Below are 22,799 nucleotides of genomic sequence, written 5' to 3'. Positions count from 1 at the left end.
TTTCGGATAAGAGCTTCGTTGGCGCATGGAAATCCTGGCGATAAGGGTGATCGCGTCCGCTTAAAAATACGCGGACACCATCGCCCTTAATGCTGGAGTTCGGAAGGTGAGTTCGCCGGACGCTTACGGCCGAATTCCGTCAGCTTGAGCAAAAATTGGCCGCCCAACTGGCCGAGCTGGAAGCAATGAAGGGCTCGTCTGAGCTCCAGAAAGAAATCGAGTTTGAGACCAAACTGCGTGATCTGCTCGCAAAGTATGGCTATAGCTTGCGTGACATCATCAATCTTCTGGATCCACAGTCATGCCGCCGCGCAGCACCTGCCGCCGTCGAAAAAGCCCCGCGTCGTGCGCGCCAGGTAAAGCAGTACAAGAATCCGCACAACGGCGAGATTATCGAGACCAAGGGCGGTAATCACAGGCTGTTGAAGGAATGGAAGGCCGAGTACGGCTCCGATGTAGTGGAAGGCTGGCTCGCTCAGTAACACGTCCCACCGGTAGATTGCTAAAGCACCCCTGATGGGGGCTTTTTCTATGGTGATGCTGCCAAGTGTTGGCGGAAGGGGCTGCTGGCCCACTTGGTGGTGCATCAGCACCTGTAACGTGTGCATAGGACTCTGTTTTATAGGGATTTCCTGCCGGCTGTCTGAATGAGGGCAGCCAATCTCCTGGAGGGTTGAAACGTCATCATCCCGCGCTATGGTTGATGGACTATAAGACTAAAGTCGTAGGAGGGCGGCATGCGTATACGCGGTGAAGTTTTTTGGGCTTGGGCCGATCCTGTGCTTCATCACCGGAGCCATGATGAGGAGCTGGATGACGGCACCTCTATTGATGTCCAGGTGAGGCTTTCCCGAACTGGCCAGACACAGATGTTCATCGGAGTGTATGCGGGCTGTGGCATGGCTCTTCACGAAGAAGCCTTTGACTCTCGACCAGGTGAGTCGATGACCCGAGCTTTGGCCTGGGGTGTGGGGTGTGCAAGGCGACACGCGACTGATCAGCGGCCTACAGTGAAGCAAGTGGCCTAGTCGTCAAAGTCAGCACTCTGGTGGTCGCTGAGCACTTATGCCAGCGATCACGGATTCTTGGCTTCTTGCGATGAGGGTCATTGCGGGCAAAAGAAAGCTCGCTGGGGGCGGGCAAGGGAGCTTCTATCACACGTAGGGATAGCTAACATTTCCACATCGCATGTGAAAAAGCCGTGAAGACTATTGGAACCGACGGGCTATCACCCGCGGTTTGAGTGAACCCAGGCTGTGTAAGCCGAAACTAGGCCCTGCGGAATGCTCGGCAAACCCTGCTCAAGCTCGGCCAATCTTGATGGACTACCTACCCAGTCGGTGACCCAGGTGATCAATCTCAATCGGGATGCGGGGCACGGCGCTACTTGCTGCTCAAGCTCATCAGCGATACGGGCCAAACGCTCGATGCTGTCGTCGAGTTGGGTAATCTGATCCATGATTCCGCTCCTTGGGTGAGAGCCCAAACATAACACGTCGAAATTGGGCGTCATCGAAGCGTGACAAGTCTCGACCCTACATTCTCCCATTGCGGCGTGTCTTTGCGTCATCTGGAACAAACTCTCCTTCTGGGCGAAGCATCGCCATTCCCAGCGAAAACCTACCTCGTCCCAGCGACTGACCTGTTCTCATCGCAGGAGCATTTCGTCCGCAGTACCTATGCAGCCGGGCATTTTCCGAATACTGTATACCCATACAGCAATAGAGAATTCCGCCATGACAGGCACCAATTTGCCCGTGATGTCGATCCAAGAGTGGCGTCAGCTGCTCAGCGACACCGAGGCCCTGCTCCTCGCACCTAAGAAACATCACAGGGAGCTTCTGCATCACGCATATGCACTACGTGACATGCATGCCGTAGACCCAGAAACCTTGGCCGATATGTTGGAGCTCGCAGATGAAGCATTGATGTATGCGCACTCTGTCCAAGCTGATCAGCAGTGGTAGGCTAAACACACGCCTTGGTGGAACGGCGTCATGTAGGATCGCAATGGCCAAAGGGAGAGATCGTGAAACGAGATCTGAGCAAGGTACTCATGCCCGACCACCCTCTGTACACCGATGCTGTGGAAGCACTTAAACGGTACCACCAAGCCCAGGCTGAAGGGCTAGTTGGAGCGGAGCTGGAGCGCCTCAAGCTGATAGCTGAGCATCGCTTTCAAGCCGTCACTGATTACCAGCTCCGAGCCCTTGGCGGCCCGGCAGAGCAAGGCCATTAGCAACTGGCCTTCCGAGCTATTCGAGTTCTACCCACCGGTTGGGCTGGAGAACATACCGGAGATGAACCTGGCATCAATAAGAGCATGATGCGGCAGCTCTTCTCCATCGTGTGTTGGAGACAGTGTGGTCGCATCTTCGGACGACTCCCAGGAGAGGTGTTCAAGGTGAAGAGAACGATCTTGGGAATGGCTGAGGCCGGAGAGCCCCTCTTACAACAAGCCCTCGAAGCCATCCGAGCCCACCATAAAGCCGTTGATGAAGGACGACCGGCTGATGAAGTGGATCGGCTACGCCTGGAGGCCGACCACCTGTATCAAACCGTCATCGACTATCAATTGCACAAGGCTGGCACTCTGGGCGAGACACAGCAATGATTGGGCTGTCAGTGAAGTATCGGCTCACGAGATCTGCGCCATGCATTCAACAACACCAGACGGTCGCTACTTCTTAGTCAAAGGTCAGCTCTGGCGCTGCAGCAATCCCGCGCTGCCTGATGAGGAGCGTCAACACCTGGTGCATGGCCTGATGGAAGCACGCCGAGCCGTGAAGGAAGCGAAAGCATCGAACGACGAAGACCAGCTGCGTGCGGCTCGAGCATCGGTGCATAGGGCGAAGGTGGCACTAGGGGAGAGGGGCCCGGTGTGGTGGGATGACGGTAGCCCGGACTACAACCGTCACAAGGCAATCAACACGCCCTACGCTGAGTGGTACCGCTCACTGCCCGAACCATAGCGATCATCTGCGCGCAGCTGATTTAAGGCGACATGGTATACAGCTACTAAGGTGGCGCCTGCCGAAGCTCCATCTTCCTTTGTACACCGTGTTCAAGGTGCCCATCAGCGAAGATGATTGCGTTCGCCCTAGCCGTGGATGTGGTTCTTAGTAACGGTCTCCCCGGCAGCGAACCGAAATCTGCTGCTCAGAGAAATTATCGCTAGGAGATAATTATTGCTGAGCCATAATTTCAAATAATTTCCCGGCCTTCGAATCGGCCCTCCTGTTTTTGGCTGGTGATCCGATCAGAAAGCCCCCAAGCTATCCAACGTGGGGCCGTCATAGCCGGCGTCCAGCCGAATTCTCGACGGGGTTGTACCTGTGTCCTTTCGTCTCAGCATTGCATCGATTATTCGGGCAGGAGCCCGGCTAGGGCTTAACGGTCGCCGCTACAAGCTCCGCTAAACCTGCCGCACGGCATCAATATTGTCGTCTAGCGTTGCCAAGGCTCCGTTCACGTTCTCTACCACAGCGCTTGCTCCACGATCACCGACCCATTTCGCAAGCTCTTCAACGGCAGCTCGGAGTGCATCCTGGTTGTGAATGAGGCGTTGGAGCACTTCTGCTGCCGTACCGAGCTCTTTCATTAGAAGGCACGCAAATGTCTGTTGAGATCCAGCTAAGGTATCCCAACACCCTAGATCCCGTATGGGGCTGTAGGGGCATGATTCTTGTGCTAAATAAATGATTCTCGCTTGGAAATCTCTCCAGTCGGCATTAGGGATCGATGTATGGCTTTTAAGAAGATTGTTCGCCCAACGTTGTCGGTAAACACCCCTGAATCGATGCTCCATGACATCCGGACAAAGCGAATCGAAGGCCCGCTTGCGCGGCAGGCGGACGTCTGGAGGGAGTACGTGGACACGGCTCTGGATTTGCCTGATGTAGCGATTCGACTACCAACGGGTAGTGGTAAGACCCTGGTTGGGGTGGTCTTGGGTGAGTGGCGGAGGCGAAAATACGAGGAGCGTGTCGTCTACCTTTGCCCCACCAAGCAGCTCGTAAATCAGGTGGTCGAGCAGGCGAGAACGCAGTACGGTATTGATGTCGCCGCTTTTACCGGCGCCAAAAGCGAATATTCAGCCGAAGATCAGAACGCATATCGACGTAAAGAAAAGATTGCCGTAGCTCCTTATAGTGCTCTTTTTAATACCAATCCGTATTTTAACAATGCAGATGTGATAATCCTTGATGATGCTCACTCGGCTGAAAACTATGTTTCTTCCATGTTTTCGGTTGTGATTGATCGGCGTAATCACTCTGCCTTGTTCGATAATGTGTTGGAAGTGTTAGCGGCTTGTGCCCCGCAAATCAATCTCAGCAAAGCCGTTGAGCCAATAACCATAAATTCATATGCCTGGATGGAGAAAATTCCTTCCATAAGCTTGTTCAAGTCCAGGGAGTTTCTGACCTCTGTTATTGATTCCGGCGTCGATGGGGTACCTTCTCTCTACCATCCATGGTCAACTATTCGAGACCACCTGCACGCTTGTCACCTCTACGTATCGGTGGGTCAAATTCTGATTCGTCCACTGCTGCCGCCCGTCCATGTTCACGCGCCTTTCAGCTCTGCTAAGCAAAGGATCTACATGTCGGCAACCCTAGGGAATGGGGGCGATCTTGAGCGCATCACAGGACGGCCCAAGATCCACCGGCTGAAGCCTGCATCCATGACAGATGAGCAGGGGATAGGCCGACGATTTTTCGTGTTTCCAGAGGTCGCGCTCGGTGAGCAAGACACTGAGGCGCTGATTACCAACGCGTTACCTATTTTTGGACGAGCGCTCTTCATCACTCCAAGCGACCGTGAGGCTAATGAGCGTAAGCAAAGCTTGGAAACCAAGTCGAAGATGAAAGTCTTCAAGGCTGCAGAGATTGAGTTGTCTAAGCGGGACTTCACAAGTAATCCAAATGCAGCAGCTGTCATCGCGAACCGGTACGATGGAATGGATTTCCCTCACGAGGAATGTCGACTCCTGGTTCTTGAAGGGTTGCCAAAAGCTGCGAACTTACAGGAGCGGTTTCTGCTATCGAAGATGGGGTGCAGCCTACTGTTGAATGATCGTATTCAAACAAGGATTGTTCAGGCCATTGGACGTTGTACCCGAGCGAATAGTGACTATGCTGCAGTAGTAGTAAAGGGCAATGAGTGGTTGGATTACCTTCTCACGTTGGATAATACGCAGTATCTGGATCCAGAGATTCAAGCAGAGATCGAGTTTGGCGAGCGGCAGTCTGAAGCCGATCCAACTGAAATTCTAGACAACCTCAGGATCTTTAAAGCACAAGCTGAGGAATGGCTTGATGCAAATAATGAGATTGTTTCGATTCGAACTGATAAGGCCAAAAAGACGCCGCCAGAGATGCTTGAGTTAGAAAAAGTAGTGGGTTGCGAAATTAAGTACGTCCAAGCGCTGTGGCGAATGGATTTTATGGCGGCATTTGATCAGTGTCGAGAGGTTTTGACGTCAGTTGTAAGTCCAGCTTTGAAAGGGTATAGGGCTCTTTGGAACTACCTAGCAGGTGCTGCAATTAGTCTGGCTTATGAGCACAAGCAAACAGCAGAGGATCGTAGTCAGGAATATTATGGCGAAGCGATGAAGGCTACTGTAGCTATTACATGGTTGGTTGATCTCGCTAAAAGTTCAGGCGCTGTCGTCATAGCGGAAAGCAAGCAGGATCCCGGCCTTCCAGCCATGGTTGAGAAAATCGAAGAGCATATGCTTGCGTTAGGAGTTAAGAACAACCGCCGATTCAACGACGAGCAAGCAAAAATAATGCAGGATTTAGCGTCTTCTGAGGCTAAGAGCTTTGAGCGCGGCCAAGTGGCACTTGGTCAACACATCGGATTTGATAGTGATAACAGTGAGCAGATGGCTGCCCCTGATCCTTGGTGGCTGATTGATAAGCGAACCTGCGTTGTTTTTGAAGACCACTCTGGTGCCACAGGAGAGGTGCTATCCGTGGAAAAAGCTCGCCAGGCATTCTGTCACGACAACTGGATTCGAGAGCACGTTTCCGGGTTGGAGGCTGACGCTACTATCCTGAAGGTACTCGTTACGCCTGTATCTAAGGTAGCTCGTGGTGGGAAAGAGCATCTCAGAGATGTCCACCATCTTACTCCTGATGAGTTCAGGGGCTTTGCTAGCAATGCTTTAGGAGTTATTAGAGAAATTCGGCAGAGCTTGTTGAGAGAGGGCGACTTAGACTGGCGGGCTCGAGCGATGGCGTCATTGGAAAGTCGAGGGCTCGCACCGGGTGCGATCCTAAAAGTCCTCTGCTCTCGAAAGGCATCGGACGCTCTGGCTGAGGAGTAGTCATATTTTAAGCGTGATGCTCAGGTATAGGTGTCGGTATTCCTAGACACTCCGGTTATACGCCGGGGTGTCACTTCGCTCCGCGTCACTCGTGTCGGAGCTTTTCATGTCCCTGGTTACCATACTTGGAGGGGCGGGGAGACCAGCAGGAAAATCTTAGCACGCACGGCGATTGAGCTCTTTGGCGAGTTAAAAAGCACAACAGAGTGTTAGGTTTTATGGTGGGTTTTAGGTCTTAGTATCACGGTCAGCCGGGTCTGTGCTTTTCGTCTCGGGTTCTGAATTATTGTTCTGGAAAATTGGAGACTAGCTGTGCTTTCGATTACTCACCCTGCTGTTATGAAATATGTGCATCAGCTTCCCATTGGGCTGCTGCCGATAATTTTTAGAGGAGATTCAGTTCCAAGGCTGATAGTGAAAGCGAACAAGGAGCTAATTCTATCTGCGAAGGTTAGGAAAGGCTTTTCTATTCATTTGATTCCATACGATGTTGCTGGGGTCAACTCAGTTGGTTTTCTGGCTGCCTTTCCTGATGATCAGCAACACCCCCTGATCCTTGCTGGTGCTCTAGTTGAAGAGTTGATGGGGCACGAAATGTGTGTTGTCCTGATGTCTAGTGAAGTGAATGTTCACTTCTTTGATGAGCTCGGGCGTGAGGCTCTCGGATATCGGGCCAGATTTACATCGTCTAATGCGCATCGTGAGCTTTTGAAAAGAAACAGTTTGCCAAGTATAGAAGGACTAAATCAAAGTGCTATTTTGAATTACCTTTCGGACTGGTTTCGCATTTCAGGTGCAAGGGAAGATGCGCAAGCAATAAGGGTGGAGCTATTGGAGCCCCTGTTTCCCGAGGAGTTTGTTTTCGCTGATATGCGAGATGAAAGTCATCAGTATCATGGCAGTCCCCGTGTAAGTCACTACACTCTGGAGCGCGAAGAACCTGGTGACTTTCAAGAGAAGGAAATAATAACGCTGCTTGAGCGTACCTTCGAATCTAGCAGCATTTACTTCTCTCCGAAACGGGTTTACGACAGGGAAGAAGTGGCCGATATTCTTGTGGTGACCGAGAGGAATGTCATAATTGTTCAAGCCAAGGATAGCCCGAACTTAGAGAGAACTATAAATCTTCCTGTTACTAGGAAGAAATCTACCGCTATTAAGGCTTTAAAGAAAGCAGCAGCTCAAGTGAAAGGTGCTGCCAACTATCTGCGGCGAAGGCAGCCGGCAGTTTTTCTGATGAACGACGCCGAGGTCGAAATAAGCTTGGAGGGCAAGGGGGTGTATGGGTTGGTTATAATGAAGGAGCTGTTCTCTGATGACTATGATGAGTACACCCCTATTCTCCTGAATGTTTATGAACAGGCCAATATTCCTACCATTCCGCTTTCGTACAGTGAGTTGCATCAGTACACCCGATTTCTCGCAGGTGATGAGGCCTTTCTGGAGGCATTCATGAAGGTGTTCGACTGGGGGCGCACAACGGGAATGTTTCCACGTCTGAGGGTTTTGCCTCCGGGATCAGTAGTAAATCCCCCCCCCGTCGCTGCTGTGATAACCGAGGCAGCGAATCCCGACTCACGAATCGGAGGTGTCAATCCGAGAGGTGAAGGGTGACGCTGGTTGCCTTATGGATTGTCAATATGGCTTTGAAATACCTACTGGTACGTCAATCATGTGGTGAGTCATTGACAGTCAATGGGTGTCAAGGGTATTTGGCTGCAGGCCACGTAAATACTGGTTGTACTAGTGTCAATGTCGAGAACACGATCGCGATGCCGGCCACTACTGGCCAGATGACCCACTGGTGGCGGAGGCCACGGCCCGGGCGAAGCCGCGGGGCACCTGAAGGCGGCGCGGTGCCCCTGCGCGCTGGCAGGCGACCGGGAGGGCGCGCTCAGGCGCCGGCTTTTTCTTCCAGCAACATGAACAGCCGGTAGAGCACCACGGTGCTGAACAGCTGCAGGAAGCCGCTGAGGCTGTCCATGGCCAGCTCCATGGCCGGCGATGGCTCGGGGAACGCCATGAGCAGCAACCCGTCGATCAGCCAGATCGGTGCCAGCACCGCGACCACGCAAACCATGATGCGCATGAAATGCCCGGTGGTCATGCTGGCGCTGTCGCGCATCGCCTGCACCACCGGCCGGCCACGCAGTACCAGCAGGTACTCGGCGAACACCAGGTTGATCATGATCCACACGCCCGGGAAGACGAACAGGGCCAGGCCCGCCATGATCAGCAGCGAGCTGATCAGGATCAGCAGGGCCAGTTGCGGCCACAGCTGCAAGGCGCGGGCGAAGAGGTCGCGCTTGGCGATGTCCTGGCCCTGGCTACGGGTGTCCAGGTACAGGATCAGGGCGGCGCTGTACAGCGGATAGCACAGCAGGCTGATCAGCATGCCGTAGGCGGGCGATGCCTGGTCGCCCAGTTGCCGGTACAGCAGTTGGGTGAGCAGGGCCTCCAGCACGACCAGCGGCAGGCACAGCTGGATGATGTTCGGCAGGTGGCGGCGGAAAAAGTACAGGGAGTCGCGCAGGACGCTCAGCGGATTCATCGGGCTATATCGCATGGCAGTAAAAACAGGTGCATCACTTTAGCCCAAAGCAGGCGTGGCGCTGTCACTTGCTGAAAAATGTTTCACCCTTGCAGCGATTGAATCGCGCGGCGCAACGCCCCATCTTTGAGGTTGTCCGTTGTCCCGCTACCCATGAGGTCGCCCCATGAACACTGAAGAACAAACCCTGATCGACGGCCTGTTCGGCCGTCTCAAGCAAGCCGAAGACCCCAGCCAGCCGCGCGACCCGCAGGCCCAGGCCTGCATCGAGCAGCACCTGCGCCAGCAGCCGGCGGCACCTTACTACATGGCCCAGGCGATCCTGGTGCAGGAAGCGGCGCTCAAGCGCCTCGACGAGCAGAACAAGCAACTGCAGGCCGAGCTGGAACAGGCCCGTGCCCAGGCGGCCCAGGGCGGCAACAGTGCGCCCAGCGCTGGCGGTGGAGGTTTCCTGTCCAGCATTTTTGGTACGGGCGGGCGCACTGCAGCGCCGCCGGTGCAGCCACAGCGGCCAGCGCCTGCGGCGGCACCGGCTGGCGGCTGGCGTGAGCCGGCGGCACCGGCCTACGCGCAACCGCCGGCACAGCAGCCTGGCGTGGGCGCTGCGCCGGCACGCAGTGGTGCCAGCAGCTTCCTCGGTGGGGCCATGCAGACCGCCGCCGGTGTGGCCGGTGGTGTATTGCTGGCGCAAGGTATCAGCAGCCTGTTCAACCACAACTCCCAGCCCGAAGAGGTGGTCGAGGTGATCAAGGAAGAGCCTGCGCCGGCCAGTGACAGCGGTGGCTGGAATGACCAGGGCGGGCAGCAGCAAGTGGCCGACAACGGTGGCTGGGGCAGCGACCAGGGTGGTTACGCCGACACCGACTACAGCAGCGATGACGGTGGGTTCTTCTCGGACGACGACTCCTACGTCTGACAGGTCTGGCATACTGCTGGCATTTCCGGGGCTGCGCAGCGGCCCCGGTATTCCAGGCCAGACACGAGGTTCCCAGGTGAAAAAGATCGCGCTGTTCGCCGATGTGCAGAACCTCTACTACACCGTGCGCCAAGCCCATGGTTGCCATTTCAACTACACTGCCCTGTGGGCCGATGTCTGCCGCGAAGGGCAGATCGTCGAGGCCGTGGCGTATGCCATCGACCGCGGCGACAGCAAGCAGCAACAGTTCCAGCAGATCTTGCGCAACCTTGGTTTCGACGTGCGCCTCAAACCCTTCATCCAGCGCAGCGACGGCTCGGCCAAGGGCGACTGGGACGTGGGCATTACCCTGGATGTGATCGACGCCGCCAGCCGGGTCGACCAAGTGGTGCTGGCCTCGGGTGACGGCGATTTCGACCTGCTGCTGGAGCGGGTGATCCAGCGCCACGGCACTGAGGCGGTGGTGTATGGTGTGCCCGGGCTGACGGCGCTGTCACTGATCCGTGCCGCCAGCCGCTATGTACCCATCGAGGGTAAGTTGTTGCTCAAGCACTGAGGTCATTCGTGGAACGTATCGCTGTCATCGACTTTGAAACCACCGGCATTTCCCCCGGTGCCGGCTGCCGCGCCACCGAAGTGGCGGTGGTCATGCTGGAAGGCGGGCGTATTGTCGAGCGCTACCAGAGCCTGATGAACGCCGGTGTGCCGGTACCCGCATTCGTCGCCGGGCTGACCGGCATCACCACGGCGATGCTGCGCAGTGCGCCGCCGGTCGACAAGGTCATGAACGAGGTGGCCGAGTTTGTGGGTGAAACCCCGCTATTGGCGCACAACGCCGCGTTCGACCAGAAGTTCTGGGACTACGAGCTGGCGCGCATCGGCCGCAGCCGCAGCCAGTCATTTGCCTGTTCGCTGTTGTTGTCGCGGCGCCTGTTGCCGGCAGCGCCGAACCACAAGCTGGGCACCCTGACCCGCTGGGCGGGGCTGCCGAACACCGGTACTGCGCACCGGGCCATGGCCGATGCCGAAATGGCCGCCAACCTGATGCAGCACCTGGCCGGCGTGTTGCGAGAACAACATGGTGTGCAGCAGCTCTCGCATGGCCTGCTGTGCCGGTTGCAGAAAACACCGGCAGCCAAGCTGCGCGAGGCGCTGGTCAAGTATGCTTGAGGCGTGTTCGGCGCTCGCTTCAAGCGGCGCCCGCTTCAAACCGAACGCACCGAAAGTGTGCCGCTCATTTCAAGCCATTCTGTAACTTCTGTTCGCTCAGGCAGGCCCCTAGACTGTTCACCCGTAAACGGATTTCGAGTGTTCCAATGCCTGCCTCCCGTCGCATTCCCTGGTTGCTCATCGGCGCCTTCCTGGCGCTGTACCTGGTCTGGGGCTCCACCTACCTGTTCATCCGCATTGGCGTCGAGAGCTGGCCACCGATGCTCATGGCCGGTGTGCGTTTCCTGATCGCGGGTAGCCTGCTGTACGGTTTTCTGCGCTGGCGCGGTGCGCCGGCACCCACGTGGCCGCAATGGCGGGCTGCCGGGGCAATCGGCTTTCTGCTGCTAAGTTGCGGTAACGGCGGGGTAACGGTGGCCGAACACGCCGGCGTGGCCTCGGGGGTGGCGGCCCTGGCGGTGGCGACGGTGCCGCTGTTCACCTTGCTGTTCGGCCTGCTGTTCGGGCACCGCAACTCGAAACTGGAGTGGGCAGGCATTGCCCTTGGGCTGTTGGGCATCGCCCTGTTGAACCTGGGGTCCAACCTGCAGGCGAGCCCGATTGGCGCAGCGCTGATCATTTTTGCCGCGGCCTCGTGGGCATTCGGTTCGGTGTGGAGCAAAAGCCTGCCCCTGCCACAGGGGCCAATGGCCAGTGCCGCCGAAATGCTGGTGGGTGGCGCAGTGCTGTTGTTGGGCAGCCTGCTGTCGGGCGAGCGCATGACCCAGGTACCAAGCGCTGCCGGCTGGGGCGCGTTGGCCTACCTGGTGTTCTTCGGCTCTATCCTGGCCTTCAGCGCCTATATGTACCTGCTCAAGCACGTGCGCCCGGCAGCTGCCACCAGCTATGCCTACGTCAACCCGGCCGTGGCGGTGCTGCTGGGGATCCTGTTTGCCGGTGAACAGATCGGTGCCGAAGAGTGCGTGGCGATGGCGGTGATCATTGGCGCAGTGGTGCTGATCGGCCTGCCGCAGTGGCGCAAGCCTGCCAAACCCGTGTTGCCGTTGAAAGGCGAAATCTGCAAGTAGGCAGGGGCGATGCGGTAAACTTGCCGGCTTCGCTGAACCCCTGACGGTATTGCCATGAATTTCGCCCAACTCGGCCTGATCGAACCGCTGCTGCGCACCTTGCAGCAGCTGGCCTACACCACCCCAACCCCGGTGCAGGCCAAGGCCATTCCCGCCGTGCTGGCCGGCCGCGACCTGATGGCCGCGGCCCAGACCGGCACCGGAAAAACGGCAGGCTTTGCCCTGCCGGTACTGCAGCGCCTGGCCCTGGAAGGCGAGAAAGTGGCCAGCAACTCGATCCGTGCCCTGGTGCTGGTGCCGACCCGAGAGCTGGCCGAGCAGGTGCACAACAACGTGCGCGAGTACGCCGAGAACCTGCCGTTGAGCACCTATGCGGTGTACGGCGGGGTCAGCATCAACCCGCAGATGATGCGTCTGCGCCGTGGCGTCGACCTGCTGGTCGCCACCCCTGGCCGGCTGCTCGACCTGTTCCGGCAGAACGCGGTCAAGTTCAACCAGGTACAGACCCTGGTGCTGGACGAAGCCGACCGCATGCTCGACCTGGGCTTTGCCGAAGAGCTGCAATCGGTCTATGCCGCGTTGCCACGCAAGCGCCAGACTTTGCTGTTTTCCGCCACGTTCTCCGAGCAGATCCGCATGCTGGCAGGGCTGGCCCTGAATGACCCGCTGAGTATCGAAGTCAGCCCACGCAATGCCGCTGCCGCCAGCGTCAAGCAGTGGCTGGTACCTGTGGATAAAAAGCGCAAGGAAGACCTGTTCTGCCACCTGATGCGCAAGCAGCGCTGGAAGCAGGTGCTGGTGTTCGCCAAGACCCGCAACGGCGTCGACCAGTTGGTGGCGCGCTTGCTGGCCGAGGGTGTGAATGCCGATGGTATCCACGGTGACCGCCCGCAGGCGACCCGCCAGCGCGCGCTGGACAGCTTCAAGGCCCGGGAAATCCAGGTGCTGGTGGCAACCGACGTGGCTGCCCGTGGCCTGGATATCGACGATTTGCCGCTGGTGGTCAACCTGGACCTGCCCATCGTTGCCGAGGACTACGTGCACCGTATCGGCCGCACCGGGCGGGCGGGCAACAAGGGCGAGGCGATTTCGCTGGTGTGCGCCGATGAAGTGCAGCTGCTGGCGGCGATTGAGGTGCTGACCCGCCAGACCCTGCCGCGTCATGAAGAACCGGACTTCATTCCGGATCACCGGGTGCCGATGACCGACGCCAGTGGCCAGGTGATCAAGAAGCCGAAGAAGCCCAAAAAGCCGAAAGAGAACAGCGCCAAGCGTGGCTTGGGGCGCTGGATGGACAGCACCGAGGGGGGCAATGCCGAGCCTGCAGTGAAGGCGGTGCGCAAGGTACCTAGCTTCAATGGCGGGCCGCGCAAGCGCAAATCGTAGCCTCGCGGCGCCCACACTGGGGCGGTGTCAGCCCTGGGATTTGAGCCATTGTGCAGCAGCCCGCCCGGCGTGCTGCCCGCTGGCAAAGCATGCGGTGAGCAGGTAGCCCCCGGTCGGTGCCTCCCAGTCCAGCATCTCGCCGGCACAGAACACCCCCGGCATGCCTTTGAGCATCAGCCCTGCATCCAGCCCCTCGAAACGGACACCGCCGGCGCTGCTGATCGCTTCATCCAGCGGTCGCGCGCGCACCAGGGTGATTGGCAGGGCCTTTATCGCCTGCGCCAACGCTTCAGGGCTGGCAAAGGTTGCAGGGTCGGTCAGCTCGCGCAACAGTGCGGCTTTTACCCCATCGATACCCAGCTGGCTGTGCAGGTGCTTGGCCATGGAGCGCGAGCCCCGTGGCCTGGCCAGTGCCTGGGCAATCTTGTCCACAGGCTTGTCCGGCAACAGGTCAAGCAACAACACGCCCCGGCCATCGCGGTTGATGGCCTCACGCACCGGCGCCGACCAGGCATACACCAGGCTGCCTTCCACACCTTGCGCGGTGAGGATGAACTCACCTTTGCGCGGTGCACTGCCAGGCACGCTGAGGGCGATGTTCTTCAGCGGCGCGCCGGCGAACTTGTCTTTCAACAGCGCGCTCCAGCCGGCCACCTCGAAACCGCAGTTGCTCGGTTGCAGGGGCGAGATATCCACAGCCCGTTCGGCCAGCAGCGCTTGCCAGCTGCCGTCGGAACCCAGGCGCGCCCAACTGCCGCCACCCAGCGCCAGCACAAGCACAGCCGCGTTGACCAGGCGCTCGCCCTGTGGATAAGCGATCCGCAAGGCCCCCTCGGCGTTCCAGCCGAGCCAGCGATGGCGGGTGTGGATAACTACCCCGCTGTCGCGCAGGCGCTTGAGCCAGGCGCGCAGTAACGGGGCGGCTTTCATGTCGGTGGGGAATACCCGGCCTGATGTGCCGACGAAGGTCTCGATGCCCAGGCCGTGAATCCACTGGCGCAAAGCATCCGCGTCGAACTCGCCCAGCAGCGTGCCGATTTCACCTTGGCGTTCGGCATAACGGGCCACGAACGCGGGGTAAGGCTCGGAATGGGTGATGTTCATGCCGCCGACACCGGCCAGCAGGAACTTGCGGCCCACCGAAGGCATGGCATCGAACACCTCGACCGCCAAGCCTGCCTGGGCCAGGGCTTCAGCGGCCATCAGGCCGGCGGGGCCGCCACCGATGACGACAGCAAGGGGAGGCGATGCGGGGTTGAAATCGGGCATGGTGGGCAGCAGGCTGTGGAAAAGAGGCGCATTCTAGCGCAGCGCTGCCCCCGGAAGCACTGGTCAAAAAACAACCAGTGTTCTACAGGCCTTGCTGGTCAAGGCCTGCAGCGGCTTTCCCGCAGGTTATCCACAAGCGGTTCCACAGTCATTGTGAACAACCGATGACACGCGCTGCGCTGTGGTGAAGGATGCCGTGGCGTTTGGCCAAGGCCACCCGATCCTTGCTGTAGCCGCCGCCGATCACACCCATTACCGCAATATCGCGGCCCAGGCAGTGGCGCAGCACGGCCTCGTCGCGGGCGGCCACGCCGGCGTCCGTCAGTTGCAGGTAGCCCAGCGCGTCGTCCTTGTGCACATCGACGCCGGCGTCGTACAGCACCAGGTCGGGTTGATACAGCGGCAGCAGGTAGTTGAGGGTGTCGTCCACCACGTTCAGATAGGCGTTGTCGCCCATGCCCCGCGGCAGGGGAATGTCCCAATCGCTGTGGGCCTTGCGTGCCGGGAAGTTCTGTTCGCAGTGCAGCGAGACCGTGATGGCCTCCGGGGTATCGTGCAGGATGCGTGCGGTGCCGTCGCCCTGGTGCACGTCGCAATCGAAGATCAGCACCCGCTGGACACGGCCGGCCTCCAGCAGGTAGCGGCTGATCACTGCCAGGTCATTGAAGATGCAGAAGCCGGCAGGGTGGTCGTAGTGGGCATGGTGGGTGCCACCGGCCAGGTGGCAGGCAACGCCATGCTGCAGCGCCAGTTCGGCCGTCAGCAGCGAGCCGCCCACGGCCCGTACGGTGCGCCGGGCCAAGGCTTCGCTCCAGGGCAGGCCGAGGCGACGCTGGTCTTCGCGGGACAGCTCGCCATTCATGTAGCGTGCGATGTAGTCGCGGTCGTGGGCCAGGGCGAGGATATCGTTGGGGCAGATGTCTGGGCGCAGCAAGGCCTGGTCGGTGGTCAGCCCACTGTCGACCAGGTGGTCGTGCAGCAGGCGGAACTTGTCCATCGGGAAGCGGTGCTCGGCAGGGAACTCCGGGCTGTAGTCTTCGTGGTAGATCAGCGGCAACGGCATGGGGGAGGTCGCGGTCAGGGCCAGTGCTGATCTTGCCATGGCCGGGGCAGCTTTGCTGCCCAATCGCCGGCAAGCCGGCTCCCACAGGGACCGCATCAGGGCTGACAGGTGTTTGCCACAAGGTATGCAGCGCCTGTTAGAGCGAGCGCCGCCCGCGCGGCGCATCGCGAGCTGCGCTCGCTCCTACGTTTGTTTCGGGCCAATTATTCCTGTGGGATTCGCGCGCGAACGCCTTGGCGCATGCCTCAAAATCGCGTCGTACGAACAAGGCGTCCGCGCGCATCTGGCACAGGGGTTACTGGCCCGAAACAAACGTAGGAGCGAGCGCAGCTCGCGATGCGCCGCGCGGGCGGCGCTCGATCTCACAGGCGCTGAAGATGCTCCGGCTACCCTTGCCAGGAACCATAGAATCTCCCACAGGGACCGCATCAGGGCTGACAGGTGTTTGCCACAGCGCCTGTGTGGCTTGCCGGCGATGAGGCCCGAGCAGGCCACTGCTATTTTGCGGCGCTGGCCAGCACCCGCTGCCAGTCGGGCTCATTCAGGCGGCCGAGGATGCGTGCCTTGCCGTTGCCGTCCACCGAAACGAACAGCGCGCTGGCGTAGGCGCTTTCGCGCTCGCCGCCGGCCACGTGCTGCTGGCGGGCGAAGTGATCGATGCAGCCGTTATGGGTCACCAGCACCAGGTTGTGCCCGGCACGTTTGTGCGCCAGTGCATCGCTGGCGAACTGGCTGTCGCAGCTTTCCAGCCAGTCTTCGCTGGCCACCGCCTGGCCGAGGATGAAGTGCGCGGTTTGCCGGGTGCGCAGTTTCGGGCTGCTGAGCAGGTCGGTGTTGGCCAGGCCCAGTTGGTGCAAGCCTTGGCCCACCCGTGTGGCCGCCTGGCTGCCGGCCACGGTGATGCCGGTGGGGTCGTCCAGGCACGGGCCCGGGGCGCTGTCGCAGCGTTCGGCGTGGCGGATCATCACGATCACGGCACCCTCGGCCCAGTTCTGCAGCAGGCCGCTGTCACTCAGTTGTTGCTCGTTGCCAAGGTCCACGATATGCGTCCTCGTCGCCAGCCAGGTGGTCAAGGCCGCCACGACCATGCACAAGCCAAGGGCGGCACCAAGGGCTTTGCGAGACAGGCGCCGTTTGCGCCGGGCGTGAATGGCAGGGTGCCCCAGGGTATTGCTCGATAGCATGCGTTGCTCCAGTGACAGGGCCGTGGCGGGCACGGCAGTGATGGCGGCATTTTGCTAAGCGAGCTGTCGGGCGCCGGTGAAGGGTGTGTGAAAATTGCATTCGGTTGCGGCCCGTTGGGTGAACACCGCGCCGGCGCCTACGCTGTAGACTGTAATTCGGCAAAACCGGAGCAGGCCCGATGACCTCCACCCTTCAACTGGAAAGCGCAAGGCTGGTGCTGCGCCAATGGCACGACGATGACCTGCGTGAATTTGCGGCGCTGTGTGCCGACCCGCAGGTGATGCGCTACTTCCCGGCACCGCTCACACGCCTTGAAGCTGCCGCGCTGATTGGCCGGATACGCGGGCACTTCAACGAATACGGTTTTGGTTTGTGGGCGCTGGAGCGCAAGGACAGCGGTGCATTCATCGGCATGACCGGCTTGCTGCAGGTAAACTTTGACGCCGATTTCGCGCCAGCCGTGGAGATTGGCTGGCGCCTGGCCCGGCGCCACTGGGGGCTGGGTTTTGCCAGCGAAGCCGCGTGGACCTGCCTGCGCTGTGCGTTCGCCCAATTGCGCCTGAACGAGGTGGTGTCGTTCACTGCCGAAAGTAACTTGCCATCGCAGAAGGTGATGCAGGCCATCGGCATGCAGCAAGACCTGCGCGGCAGCTTCGAGCACCCGCGCCTGCCCGCAGGCCACCCGCTACGCCCGCATGTGCTGTACCGCATCGACCGTGCGCACTGGGAACACACCCTGCGCGCCTGAATGCACAGCCATGCTCGGTGCGAATGGCAAACGCTGTATTATTTGCCCATTGAAAGGGCGCTGGGCCGCTAGGGGTTCGGCGCCTGTGAGTTCGAGCGCCGCCCAGGCGGCGCAGCGCGAGCAAGGCTCGCTTCTACGGAGATGCCCCAATGAGTCATGTGTTGGACGACCTGGTCGACCTGTTGAGCCTCGAAGCCATCGAGGAGAACCTGTTCCGTGGGCGCAGCCAAGACCTGGGCTTCCGCCAGCTGTACGGCGGCCAGGTGCTGGGCCAGTCGTTGTCGGCAGCCAGCCAGACGGTCGAAGACGCGCGCCATGTGCACTCGCTGCATGGTTATTTCCTGCGCCCGGGGGACGCCAGCCTGCCGGTGGTGTACTCGGTGGACCGTGTGCGTGATGGCGGCAGCTTCAGTACCCGGCGGGTGACGGCGATCCAGAAGGGCCAGACCATTTTCACCTGTAGCGCTTCGTTCCAGTACGACGAGGAAGGCTTCGCCCACCAGGCGCAGATGCCCGACGTGGTCGGCCCGGAAAACCTGCCTACCGAAGTGGAACTGGCGCGTGCCATGGCAGACCATCTGCCTGAACGCATCCGCGACAAGGTGCTGTGCGCCAAGCCAATCGAGATTCGCCCGGTCACCGAGCGTGACCCGTTCAACCCCAAGCCAGGCGATCCGGTGAAATATGCGTGGTTCCGCGCCGACGGCAACCTGCCCGACGTGCCCGCCCTGCACAAGTACCTGCTGGCCTACGCCTCGGACTTCGGCCTGCTCACCACTGCGCTGGTGCCCCATGGCAAGTCGGTTTGGCAGCGTGACATGCAGATCGCCAGCCTCGACCATTCGCTGTGGTTCCACGGCAACCTGCGTGCCGACCAGTGGCTGCTGTATGCCACCGATAGCCCGTGGGCAGGGAATTCCCGTGGCTTCTGCCGCGGCAGCATTTTCAACCAGGCCGGGCAACTGGTGGCATCGTCGAGCCAGGAAGGCCTGATTCGTCACCGCAAGGACTGGGCATGAGCCTGCAGCAGGTGCGCAACTGGGTGTTCGACATGGACGGCACCCTGACGGTGGCAGTGCATGACTTTGCCGCCATCCGGGAGGCGCTGGGTATCCCTGCCGAGGACGACATCCTTACCCACCTGGCGGCTTTGCCAGCCGACGAAGCCGCGGCCAAGCATGCCTGGCTGCTGGAGCATGAGCGTGAGCTGGCGGAGGCCTCCACCGCGGCGACCGGGGCGGTTGAACTGGTGCGCGAACTGGCTGCGCGTGGTTGCCGGTTGGGGATACTCACCCGCAATGCGCGGGAACTGGCCCATGTAACGCTGGAAGCGATAGGCCTGGCGGACTGCTTCCCGGTAGAGCATGTGCTCGGGCGTGACGAGGCGGCACCGAAGCCGAGCCCGGATGGGTTGCTGAAGATTGCCGCGGCCTGGGGCGTGGCGCCGAGCGAGCTGGTGATGGTGGGTGACTACCGTTTTGACCTGGACTGCGGGCGCGCAGCGGGGGCACGCACGATATTGGTGAATGTGCCCGATAACCCATGGCCGCAACTGGTGGATTGGCACGCGGTCGATTGTCGGGCCTTGAAGGTGATGCTGGGCTGAGTAGAGGGTGCGCGCCCTGCGCAGCTCGATCGCGACACAAGGCCGCTTCTGCAAAGCCCGTGGCAGCTTTTGCAACCCATAGACCTGTCTATGCTCATTCCCATTCCTGACGTTGATACGGAGACCCAACCCATGACCAGCAAGGCCATCTACGTTCAACCTGGCGGCGGCTACGACAAGGTCGAGGTCGGCAGCAGCGAGGCTGCGGCCCCCCAGGCCGGCGAGATCACCGTGCGCCTGCACGCCAGCTCCCTGAACTACCACGACTTCGCCGTGGTGAGTGGCATGTGGGGGCCGAGTGAGCGGCGCATCCCCATGGCCGACGGTGCGGGCGAAGTCGTTGCCGTAGGTGCCGGCGTCAGCGAGTTTCAGGTCGGCGACAGTGTCGTCAGTACGTTCTTCCCGGACTGGCTCGATGGCCAGGCCAATGTCGAAGGCTTTGCCCGGGTGCCGGGTGACGGCATCGATGGCTACGCCCGCGAACAGGTCACCGCCCGTGCCACCGCGTTTACCCTGGCACCTTCGGGCTTCAGCCATGCCGAAGCCGCCACCCTGACCACGGCCGGCCTGACCGCCTGGCGCGCGCTGATGTGCGACGACCACCTCAAACCGGGCGACACGGTGCTGGTGCAGGGCACCGGTGGCGTGTCGATCTTCGCCCTGCAGTTCGCCAAGCTGGCGGGTGCCACGGTGATCGCCACCTCGTCCAGCGATGCCAAGCTGGAGCGGCTCAAGGCCTTGGGCGCCGACCACTTGATCAACTACAAGCGCACCCCGGCGTGGGGTGAGAAAGTGCGCGAGCTGACTGCTAACCGCGGTGTCGATCACGTGATCGAGGTGGGTGGCCCGGCTACCCTGGAGCAGTCGATGATCGCTGCGCGGATCGGCGGGCATGTGTCGTTGATCGGCATTCTTACTGGCGTGGCCGGGCAACTGCCGTTGGTGCAGGCATTGGTGCGGCAGATTCGCCTGCAAGGGGTGCTGGTCGGCAGCCGGGCGCAGCAGCAGGCGATGGTGCGGGCCATTGATGCCAACGGTTTGCGGCCGGTAGTGGACAAGCACTTCGAGCTGGAGCAGATCGTCGACGCGTTCCGTTACCAGGAGAGCAACCGGCATTTCGGCAAGATCTGCCTGACCTGGTAAGCGCCGGGGCTGCTGTGCCGCAGTTGCCTGTCAATCCGGTAGCAGCCGGTCGCGGCTGTTGGACAGGTGCAGGCACACCGCCGCGCGTGCTGCATCCGGGTCTTGCCGGCGGATGGCATTGAGGATTGCCTCGTGCTCCAGGTTGGCCAGGTATGCCTGCGCTGCCATCTTCGACCCACTGCGCTCGGCTTGGGCCATGCGGTTGCGCGGAATCAAGCCGTTGCCCAGCTGCAGCAGCATCTCGGTGAAATACAGGTTGCCGGTGGCTTCGGCAATCAGCAGGTGAAAACGCCGGTCGGCCTCGATGCAGCTGTCACCTGCCGCCGCCAGGTCCTGGTAGTCATCCAGTGCCTGGCGCATGCGCGCCAACTGCCCTTCATCGCGGCGTAGCGCTGCCAGCGCGGCGGCCTGGCCTTCCAGGCCAATCCGCAGCTCCAGCAAGTCGCGCACATTCGCTGCGCTTTCCGCTGCAACGCGCAACCCGGCCTGGGCTTGGCGCGCCATCACGAAGGTGCCGATACCGTGGCGCGGTTCCACCAGCCCCGAGGCCTGCAACTTCGACAAGGCTTCGCGAACCACCGTGCGGCTGACCCCATGCTCGCGTACCAAGGCGTTCTCCGACGGCAGTTTGTCGCCGGGCTTGAAGGTGCCCAGGAGAATCTGCCGGGTCAGGCTGGAGACCAGGTCATGTGCGCGGCTGTGGCCGCGTTTGTGCGCGTGATCTGGAAGCATGCTGTGGTCCATCTCTTTTTGTACTTGTATGACAAGTTAATTGATAAAAATAATTTTTACCCAATTTTTCGCCAGGCAAGGGTGAACTTAGCACGGCTGTTTTTGCAAGATCGAGACAAATTGGCGTTATTGTAGCTTGTATTTTGCCATTTTAGCGATGTTGTTAATCTTGTCGTACAACCTCTCGGGGCCTATGCTCATCCCCACTGCCATGTCAGACAACCCCGACCCGCACAAAAACAACTAGTGGGAGATTCACCTGTGAACGACACCCTCGCTCCGTCTGCCCGGAATGAAGGCGACGCGTTGGCCAGCGCCGTGGCCAAGGTCAAGCGCCACGTGCTGCCGCTGTTCGTCATCATGTTCATCGTCAACTACCTGGACCGCGTCAACATCGGCTTCGTCCGCCCGCACCTGGAAAGCGACCTGGGCATCAGCGCTGCGGCCTTTGGCTTTGGTGCCGGGCTGTTCTTCATCGGCTACGCGCTGTTCGAAGTGCCTTCGAACATGCTGCTGCAGAAGGTGGGTGCCCGCTTGTGGCTGACCCGCATCATGTTCACTTGGGGGCTGGTGGCCACGGCCATGGCCTTCGTGCAGAACGAAACCCAGTTCTATGTACTGCGCTTTCTGCTCGGCGTGGCCGAAGCGGGCTTCTTCCCTGGGGTGATCTATTACTTCACCCGCTGGTTGCCGGCGGCCGAGCGCGGCAAGGCAATCGCCATTTTTCTCAGCGGATCGGCGCTGGCTTCGCTGATTTCCGGCCCCTTGGCCGGGGCTTTGATGCAAATCCAGGGGCTCGGCCTGCACGGCTGGCAGTGGATGCTGTTCATCGAAGGCATGGCCTCGGTGGCGTTGTGCTTCTTCGTGTTCTTCTGGCTCGACTCCAAACCGCAGGACGCCAAGTGGCTGAGCCAGGCCGAGCAGGGTGCGCTGGTCGCGACCATCGACCGTGAACAGCAAGCGCGCGAGGCGCTGGGTGCGGCCAAGCCGTCGGCCTGGAGCCTGCTCAAGGACCGCCAGATCGTCCTGTTCTGCCTGATCTACTTCTGCATCCAGCTGACCATCTACGCGGCCACCTTCTGGCTGCCGAGCATCATCAAGCGCATGGGCGACCTCAGCGACTTGCAGGTCGGCTTCCTCAACTCCATTCCGTGGCTGATCTCGATCCTGGCAATGTATGCCTTCGCTGCCGGTTCTGCACGCTGGAAGTTCCAGCAGGCCTGGGTGGCAGGCGCCTTGGTGGTCGCGGCCATCGGCATGTTCATGTCCACCACCGGCGGGCCGGTATTCGCCTTTGTCGCCGTGTGCTTTGCCGCCATCGGCTTCAAGTCGGCCTCGTCACTGTTCTGGCCGATCCCGCAGGGCTACCTGGATGCTCGCATCGCGGCGGCGGTGATAGCCCTGGTCAACTCGGTCGGCAACCTCGGCGGCTTCGTTGCCCCCACCACGTTCGGCCTGCTGGAGCAGCAGACCGGCTCGATCCAGGGCGGGTTGTATGGCCTGGCGGTGACTTCGGTGCTGGCGGCAATTGCCATCTTCTTCGTGCGTACACGCCCCAAGGGCGCACCTTCCGATAGCCTGAAGGGCCCCGCGGCCCTGGGCCAGACCCACTGACGACTGCGAGACGACAAC

The 22,799-nt window shown here is 60.2% G+C and carries 23 protein-coding genes and 1 pseudogene; 18 read left to right on the top strand and 6 right to left on the bottom strand.

The genetic code is table 11. The features are described from left to right. Positions 1 to 128 precede the first annotated feature (128 nt). Both DMX12_RS05200 and DMX12_RS29785 read left to right on the top strand, forming a co-directional pair. Positions 129 to 482, top strand: a pseudogene (locus tag DMX12_RS05200) (histone-like nucleoid-structuring protein, MvaT/MvaU family); the annotation flags it as partial. Between the two features lie 255 nt (positions 483 to 737). After that, positions 738 to 1,028 carry a hypothetical protein gene (locus DMX12_RS29785; protein WP_110676603.1) on the top strand — a complete coding sequence of 97 codons (291 nt, stop codon included), beginning with the start codon at positions 738 to 740 and terminating at the stop codon, positions 1,026 to 1,028. 200 nt (positions 1,029 to 1,228) lie between these two features. On the opposite strand, the gene DMX12_RS05190 is transcribed toward DMX12_RS29785, so the two are convergent. After that, positions 1,229 to 1,459, bottom strand: coding sequence for a hypothetical protein (locus DMX12_RS05190; protein ID WP_110676602.1), 231 nt, complete (start codon positions 1,457 to 1,459; stop codon positions 1,229 to 1,231). 277 nt (positions 1,460 to 1,736) lie between these two features. Between DMX12_RS05190 and DMX12_RS05185 the strand changes: the two genes are divergently transcribed. From DMX12_RS05185 to DMX12_RS05155, 6 genes are all read left to right on the top strand, one after another. After that, complete coding sequence (locus tag DMX12_RS05185; RefSeq protein ID WP_110676611.1) at positions 1,737 to 1,967, top strand: hypothetical protein; 231 nt, start codon at positions 1,737 to 1,739, stop codon at positions 1,965 to 1,967. A 62-nt stretch (positions 1,968 to 2,029) separates the two neighbouring features. Continuing rightward, on the top strand, positions 2,030 to 2,239 hold the full coding sequence (locus tag DMX12_RS05180; RefSeq protein WP_110676601.1) for a hypothetical protein: 210 nt from the start codon (positions 2,030 to 2,032) through the stop codon (positions 2,237 to 2,239). Between the two features lie 186 nt (positions 2,240 to 2,425). Continuing rightward, positions 2,426 to 2,614: a hypothetical protein gene (locus DMX12_RS05175; protein WP_177411245.1), complete on the top strand. Its 189-nt coding sequence runs from the start codon at positions 2,426 to 2,428 to the stop codon at positions 2,612 to 2,614. Positions 2,615 to 2,654: 40 nt separating this feature from the next. Continuing rightward, positions 2,655 to 2,972 (top strand): hypothetical protein, encoded by a 318-nt coding sequence (locus DMX12_RS05170; protein WP_110676600.1) that lies wholly within the window; start codon positions 2,655 to 2,657, stop codon positions 2,970 to 2,972. A 773-nt stretch (positions 2,973 to 3,745) separates the two neighbouring features. Beyond that, complete coding sequence (locus DMX12_RS05160) at positions 3,746 to 6,331, top strand: DEAD/DEAH box helicase (RefSeq protein WP_110676599.1); 2,586 nt, start codon at positions 3,746 to 3,748, stop codon at positions 6,329 to 6,331. A 312-nt stretch (positions 6,332 to 6,643) separates the two neighbouring features. Next, positions 6,644 to 7,945, top strand: coding sequence for a hypothetical protein (locus DMX12_RS05155; protein WP_146226814.1), 1,302 nt, complete (start codon positions 6,644 to 6,646; stop codon positions 7,943 to 7,945). A gap of 280 nt (positions 7,946 to 8,225) precedes the next feature. On the opposite strand, the gene DMX12_RS05150 is transcribed toward DMX12_RS05155, so the two are convergent. After that, on the bottom strand, positions 8,226 to 8,882 hold the full coding sequence (locus DMX12_RS05150; RefSeq protein WP_009685422.1) for a YciC family protein: 657 nt from the start codon (positions 8,880 to 8,882) through the stop codon (positions 8,226 to 8,228). A gap of 166 nt (positions 8,883 to 9,048) precedes the next feature. Here DMX12_RS05150 and DMX12_RS05145 point away from each other — a divergent pair, with 166 nt between their 5' ends. The 5 genes from DMX12_RS05145 (at position 9,049) to DMX12_RS05125 (ending at position 13,421) form a co-directional block, all read left to right on the top strand. Next, positions 9,049 to 9,798 (top strand): DUF2076 domain-containing protein, encoded by a 750-nt coding sequence (locus DMX12_RS05145; RefSeq protein ID WP_110676597.1) that lies wholly within the window; start codon positions 9,049 to 9,051, stop codon positions 9,796 to 9,798. A gap of 76 nt (positions 9,799 to 9,874) precedes the next feature. Continuing rightward, positions 9,875 to 10,354 (top strand): NYN domain-containing protein, encoded by a 480-nt coding sequence (locus DMX12_RS05140; RefSeq protein WP_009681780.1) that lies wholly within the window; start codon positions 9,875 to 9,877, stop codon positions 10,352 to 10,354. Positions 10,355 to 10,362: 8 nt separating this feature from the next. Then, complete coding sequence (locus DMX12_RS05135; RefSeq protein WP_110676596.1) at positions 10,363 to 10,968, top strand: PolC-type DNA polymerase III; 606 nt, start codon at positions 10,363 to 10,365, stop codon at positions 10,966 to 10,968. A 146-nt stretch (positions 10,969 to 11,114) separates the two neighbouring features. After that, a complete protein-coding gene (gene yedA, locus DMX12_RS05130) occupies positions 11,115 to 12,035 on the top strand; it encodes a drug/metabolite exporter YedA (protein ID WP_054906076.1) in 921 nt (306 codons plus the stop codon). 54 nt (positions 12,036 to 12,089) lie between these two features. Beyond that, positions 12,090 to 13,421 carry a DEAD/DEAH box helicase gene (locus DMX12_RS05125; protein ID WP_110676595.1) on the top strand — a complete coding sequence of 444 codons (1,332 nt, stop codon included), beginning with the start codon at positions 12,090 to 12,092 and terminating at the stop codon, positions 13,419 to 13,421. A 27-nt stretch (positions 13,422 to 13,448) separates the two neighbouring features. Here DMX12_RS05125 and DMX12_RS05120 read toward each other — a convergent pair whose 3' ends face one another. The 3 genes from DMX12_RS05120 to DMX12_RS05110 form a co-directional block, all read right to left on the bottom strand. Then, positions 13,449 to 14,690 carry a TIGR03862 family flavoprotein gene (locus DMX12_RS05120; protein WP_110676594.1) on the bottom strand — a complete coding sequence of 414 codons (1,242 nt, stop codon included), beginning with the start codon at positions 14,688 to 14,690 and terminating at the stop codon, positions 13,449 to 13,451. A 148-nt stretch (positions 14,691 to 14,838) separates the two neighbouring features. After that, the gene (locus tag DMX12_RS05115; RefSeq protein ID WP_110676593.1) at positions 14,839 to 15,753 is read right to left on the bottom strand and encodes a histone deacetylase; all 915 of its coding nucleotides are present in this window, start codon (positions 15,751 to 15,753) and stop codon (positions 14,839 to 14,841) included. A 497-nt stretch (positions 15,754 to 16,250) separates the two neighbouring features. Further along, complete coding sequence (locus DMX12_RS05110) at positions 16,251 to 16,937, bottom strand: histidine phosphatase family protein (protein WP_110676592.1); 687 nt, start codon at positions 16,935 to 16,937, stop codon at positions 16,251 to 16,253. Positions 16,938 to 17,116: 179 nt separating this feature from the next. Here DMX12_RS05110 and DMX12_RS05105 point away from each other — a divergent pair, with 179 nt between their 5' ends. The 4 genes from DMX12_RS05105 (at position 17,117) to DMX12_RS05090 (ending at position 20,435) form a co-directional block, all read left to right on the top strand. Continuing rightward, positions 17,117 to 17,686, top strand: coding sequence for a GNAT family N-acetyltransferase (locus tag DMX12_RS05105; RefSeq protein WP_009681789.1), 570 nt, complete (start codon positions 17,117 to 17,119; stop codon positions 17,684 to 17,686). A 149-nt stretch (positions 17,687 to 17,835) separates the two neighbouring features. Continuing rightward, a complete protein-coding gene (gene tesB, locus DMX12_RS05100; protein WP_009681790.1) occupies positions 17,836 to 18,705 on the top strand; it encodes an acyl-CoA thioesterase II in 870 nt (289 codons plus the stop codon). Beyond that, the gene (locus tag DMX12_RS05095; protein ID WP_029887396.1) at positions 18,702 to 19,292 is read left to right on the top strand and encodes an HAD family hydrolase; all 591 of its coding nucleotides are present in this window, start codon (positions 18,702 to 18,704) and stop codon (positions 19,290 to 19,292) included. Before tesB ends, DMX12_RS05095 begins: the two co-directional genes overlap by 4 nt. Positions 19,293 to 19,424: 132 nt before the next feature. Beyond that, positions 19,425 to 20,435 carry an NAD(P)-dependent alcohol dehydrogenase gene (locus DMX12_RS05090; RefSeq protein ID WP_110676591.1) on the top strand — a complete coding sequence of 337 codons (1,011 nt, stop codon included), beginning with the start codon at positions 19,425 to 19,427 and terminating at the stop codon, positions 20,433 to 20,435. A gap of 30 nt (positions 20,436 to 20,465) precedes the next feature. On the opposite strand, the gene DMX12_RS05085 is transcribed toward DMX12_RS05090, so the two are convergent. After that, the gene (locus tag DMX12_RS05085) at positions 20,466 to 21,167 is read right to left on the bottom strand and encodes a FadR/GntR family transcriptional regulator (RefSeq protein WP_110676609.1); all 702 of its coding nucleotides are present in this window, start codon (positions 21,165 to 21,167) and stop codon (positions 20,466 to 20,468) included. Positions 21,168 to 21,428: 261 nt separating this feature from the next. Here DMX12_RS05085 and DMX12_RS05080 point away from each other — a divergent pair, with 261 nt between their 5' ends. Next, complete coding sequence (locus DMX12_RS05080; protein ID WP_110676590.1) at positions 21,429 to 22,781, top strand: MFS transporter; 1,353 nt, start codon at positions 21,429 to 21,431, stop codon at positions 22,779 to 22,781. Positions 22,782 to 22,799: the final 18 nt, after the last annotated feature.

This window comes from Pseudomonas sp. MB-090624 (genome assembly GCF_003205245.1).
Taxonomy (GTDB): domain Bacteria; phylum Pseudomonadota; class Gammaproteobacteria; order Pseudomonadales; family Pseudomonadaceae; genus Aquipseudomonas; species Aquipseudomonas juntendi.
This window is presented reverse-complemented; position numbering and strand designations above follow the sequence as displayed.

Coding starts and splice junctions, on each gene's coding strand:
- DMX12_RS29785 (WP_110676603.1), top strand. CDS start 738: ATGCGTATACGCGGTGAAGTTTTTTGGGCTTGGGCCGATCCTGTGCTT.
- DMX12_RS05190 (WP_110676602.1), bottom strand. CDS start 1,459: ATGGATCAGATTACCCAACTCGACGACAGCATCGAGCGTTTGGCCCGT.
- DMX12_RS05185 (WP_110676611.1), top strand. CDS start 1,737: ATGACAGGCACCAATTTGCCCGTGATGTCGATCCAAGAGTGGCGTCAG.
- DMX12_RS05175 (WP_177411245.1), top strand. CDS start 2,426: ATGGCTGAGGCCGGAGAGCCCCTCTTACAACAAGCCCTCGAAGCCATC.
- DMX12_RS05170 (WP_110676600.1), top strand. CDS start 2,655: ATGCATTCAACAACACCAGACGGTCGCTACTTCTTAGTCAAAGGTCAG.
- DMX12_RS05160 (WP_110676599.1), top strand. CDS start 3,746: ATGGCTTTTAAGAAGATTGTTCGCCCAACGTTGTCGGTAAACACCCCT.
- DMX12_RS05150 (WP_009685422.1), bottom strand. CDS start 8,882: ATGAATCCGCTGAGCGTCCTGCGCGACTCCCTGTACTTTTTCCGCCGC.
- DMX12_RS05145 (WP_110676597.1), top strand. CDS start 9,049: ATGAACACTGAAGAACAAACCCTGATCGACGGCCTGTTCGGCCGTCTC.
- yedA (WP_054906076.1), top strand. CDS start 11,115: ATGCCTGCCTCCCGTCGCATTCCCTGGTTGCTCATCGGCGCCTTCCTG.
- DMX12_RS05125 (WP_110676595.1), top strand. CDS start 12,090: ATGAATTTCGCCCAACTCGGCCTGATCGAACCGCTGCTGCGCACCTTG.
- DMX12_RS05120 (WP_110676594.1), bottom strand. CDS start 14,690: ATGCCCGATTTCAACCCCGCATCGCCTCCCCTTGCTGTCGTCATCGGT.
- DMX12_RS05115 (WP_110676593.1), bottom strand. CDS start 15,753: ATGCCGTTGCCGCTGATCTACCACGAAGACTACAGCCCGGAGTTCCCT.
- DMX12_RS05110 (WP_110676592.1), bottom strand. CDS start 16,937: ATGCTATCGAGCAATACCCTGGGGCACCCTGCCATTCACGCCCGGCGC.
- DMX12_RS05105 (WP_009681789.1), top strand. CDS start 17,117: ATGACCTCCACCCTTCAACTGGAAAGCGCAAGGCTGGTGCTGCGCCAA.
- tesB (WP_009681790.1), top strand. CDS start 17,836: ATGAGTCATGTGTTGGACGACCTGGTCGACCTGTTGAGCCTCGAAGCC.
- DMX12_RS05095 (WP_029887396.1), top strand. CDS start 18,702: ATGAGCCTGCAGCAGGTGCGCAACTGGGTGTTCGACATGGACGGCACC.
- DMX12_RS05090 (WP_110676591.1), top strand. CDS start 19,425: ATGACCAGCAAGGCCATCTACGTTCAACCTGGCGGCGGCTACGACAAG.
- DMX12_RS05085 (WP_110676609.1), bottom strand. CDS start 21,167: ATGCTTCCAGATCACGCGCACAAACGCGGCCACAGCCGCGCACATGAC.